This is a genomic window from Magnetovibrio blakemorei, from assembly GCF_001746755.1.
Lineage (GTDB): Bacteria > Pseudomonadota > Alphaproteobacteria > Rhodospirillales > Magnetovibrionaceae > Magnetovibrio > Magnetovibrio blakemorei.
On the sequence record NZ_MCGG01000059.1, the window covers coordinates 1 to 3,277 of the forward strand.

Here is a 3,277-nt window from a genome sequence, read left to right on the forward strand (position 1 = left end):
TCAGGCGTTCGGAGCCGAACACCTCCGTCCACTCGTCGAACGGCAGATTGCTGGTTACGATGGTGGAGCCGCGCTCGTAACGTTGGCTGAACACTTCGAACAACAGTTCGGCACCGGTCTTGGACAGTGGCACAAAACCGAGCTCATCAATGATCAGCAATCGATAATTGGCCAACTGTTTTTGGAAGCGCAGCAAGCGCTTCTCGTCTCTGGCTTCCATCAGTTCATGGACCAGCGCCGCCGCCGTTGTGAACCCAACCGCCAATCCCTTCTGGCAAGCCGCTAAGCCGAGACCGAGGGCGATGTGGGTTTTGCCGGTGCCTGAGTTGCCCAGCGCAATCACGTTCTCGCGCCGCTCGACATATTCACAACGCGCCAAGTCCACAACCAGCATCTTGTTGAGGGATGGGAGAGTCTTGTAATTAAAGCTGTCGAGGCTTTTGACGGCGGGGAACTTGGCCTGCTTGATGCGCCGCTCGACCATACGGCGTTCGCGGTCGATCAATTCCAGTTCGGTGAGGCGGATGAGATAACGCACATGGTCGACACCCTCGGCGGCGCACTGGCGGGCCAACTTGTCGTATTCTCGCAGGAAGGTGGGCAGCCTGAGCACCTTGAGATGGTGAGCCAGCAAGATCTGTGGTGCTTCGGTCATGGCGCTGACCTCACGGCATCCCCGTTAGGTCTGTCTACTTTCCCGGCTTTTTGCAGCAGACTCATGTAACTGGTCACCGATGTCGTTGTCACCTGGGCCTGGGGCAGGAAGGGATAAACGTTTAAGTCGAGCCTGGGTGGACGTCGCTCGATACGGCACAGCACCAGATGTTTGACGGCGTCGTAACCGATGGCACCCATACGCAGGGCATCCTTTATAGCGTTATGAAGGACCTCAATATCGAAGGTCTCCAAAAGCCTCAGGACCTGTACGTACTCGCGCTTTCCCGACTTCCCCATGCGAGCCTCCAACAGACGGTGCAGGGTCGCAAACTCTTCGGGAAGATCCCAACCGACCAGCGGTGCCGCCTGATCCAGAGCGCCAACCTTCTTCTCCAACAAGGGAAGATAATGGATCGGATTGAAGATCAGGTCTTGTTTGTCATAGGAACGGGGGTGGCGGGCGATCTCGTCACTGGCGCAACCAATGACGACCTCATGGACATAGCCCCGCACCCAGACCTCCCGGTGGCCGTAGGCGACGGGAACGGAATAATCGTTGGTTTGATAACGCACCAGAGACTGGGAGTTGACCCGTGTCGCTTGCCGATCACAGGCATCAAACGGAACTGGTTGCAAGTTGCTCAGCACTTCGCTATCACGCACGAACCGTTCACGGATGCTCTCGCGATGCCCGCGCAGAACTTCATCTTGGCGCTTTAGGCATCGCGCTTCCAGGTCAGCATTGAAGGCCTCCCAGCTCTCAAATCGTGGGATGGGCACCATAAAGTTCCGCCGGATGTAGCCGACCATCCCTTCCACGTTGCCCTTGTCATTGCCCTTGCCGGGGCGACCATAGCGGTCCTTGAAAAGGTAGTGGGACTGGAGCCCGCTGAACGCTCCCGTCCGCTGCCGGGTGCGATCTGGCAATATGCGCGCCACCAAACACTTGTCGTTATCGTAGAGGATTGATTCGGGCACGCCATTGAAGAACGCAAAGGCTTTGTTGTGACCGTCCAGCCAGGCTTCCGTGGTCGCCGCCGGATAGGCGACGACAAAGCACGCATCACTGTGCGGAAAGTCCATGACAAAAAAGTGTGAGCGGTGCGTCACCCCGGCGATGATCACATCCGCCTCGCCAAAATCTGCCTGGGCCTGACCCGGTTCATGGCTCAGCGGCACGAACATCTCTCGTCGGCGACGGGTCTGTTCCCGGACGTAATCCTTGACGATGGTCTGTCCGCCGGTGAAACCGTGTTCATCGCGAAGACGCTCAAATATCCGCTTGGCTGTATGGCGCTGCTTGCGGTGAGCGGTGCGGTCATCGTCCAAAATGTGGTCGATGATCCCTGTAAAAGGGTCCAGCTTCGGGCGCTTCGGCGGGCCACTACGCTGATAGCCCGGTGGTTCGGTAATACCCCCCTTTTTAGGGGCCGTTAGAAGTAGAACGGGTTAGGCGGCCATGGGCTTTTCCATTGTCAGCTTTTGTATTGGCGTTATGCCACCGATGGCCATATTGGGTCGTTCGTTGTTGTATGTCCACAACCACTTGGTCGCGGCATCTTGAACCTCTTCGATCGTTGCAAAGATGTACTGGTTCAGCCAGTCATATCGGACGGTGCGATTAAACCGTTCAACATAGGCATTCTGCTGTGGCTTTCCCGGCTGGATAAACTGCAGGCCAATACCTCGTTTTTCCGTCCAGGCGGCCAATAAAGAACTGATATATTCGGGGCCATTGTCGCACCGAAGGGTGCGGGGAGGTCCCCGCCATTCAATGATTTGCTCAAGGGCGCGAATGACACGGACCGCAGGCAGCGAGAAGTCGACCTCAATGCCCAGACCTTCGCGATTGTAATCGTCAATCACATTGAAGGCGCGAAAGCTCCGGCCATCACCAAGTTGATCATGCATAAAATCCATCGACCAAATTTCATTAATGGCATCAGGCACCGCCAAAGGTTCCGGTTTATCCCGATACAGGCGTTTCTTCGGCTGAATCCTCAGGTTCAACTCAAGCTCCTTATAAATCCTGTAGACCCGTTTATGGTTCCAGCCAAAGCCCTTCACGTTGCGTAAATACAGAAAGCACAACATGAAGCCCCAGTTGCGCTGGCGGTTGGTCAGAACCTGAAGCCACTCGCCAATCTCGGCATTTTCATCACTCAGCTTGGGTTGATAGCGGTAGCAAGTCTCACTGATCATAAAAACCTCACAGGCCGAGCGGATCGTCAGTCGCCCCTTGCAGACAAAATCTTTGGCCATCTCGCGACGACGCGATGGCCTCACCACTTTTTTGCCATGGCTTCCTTGATCACATCGTTTTGCAGTTGGACCTCGGCATACATCTTCTTCAGACGGGCATTCTCGGCTTCCAGCTCTTTCATCCGCGACATCAACGAAGCATCCATGCCGCCGTATTTGGCGCGCCATTTATAAAAACTGGCGCTGCTCATGCCGTGCTCACGGCAAAGCTCAGGAACTGGCGTTCCGGCCTCCGCCTGTTTCAAAATTGCAATGATCTGGCTGTCTGAATAACGGGAATTTTTCATCGTGAATCTCCTGCGTTTACGTTACGAGAAAATTCTACTCATGAAGACCACTAATTTTCGGGGGTATTACC

2 protein-coding genes and 1 pseudogene are annotated in these 3,277 nt (G+C 55.3%); all 3 read right to left on the reverse strand.

From position 1 onward, the window contains the following. Window positions 1-655: IS21-like element helper ATPase IstB (istB, locus tag BEN30_RS14615; RefSeq protein WP_069959076.1), on the reverse strand; the 655-nt coding region annotated here is incomplete at its 3' end. Further along, window positions 652-2,091 (reverse strand): annotated as a pseudogene (gene istA, locus BEN30_RS14620) (IS21 family transposase); the annotation flags it as partial. The pseudogene istA and the gene istB, both read right to left, overlap by 4 nt. A 15-nt stretch (window positions 2,092-2,106) precedes the next feature. Then, window positions 2,107-3,206 (reverse strand): IS3 family transposase gene (locus BEN30_RS14625; RefSeq protein ID WP_407655972.1). Its coding sequence is split into 2 segments (ribosomal slippage): window positions 2,107-2,945 and window positions 2,945-3,206, totalling 1,101 coding nucleotides; the frame shifts between segments, so codons are not numbered across the junction. Window positions 3,207-3,277 lie beyond the last annotated feature (71 nt).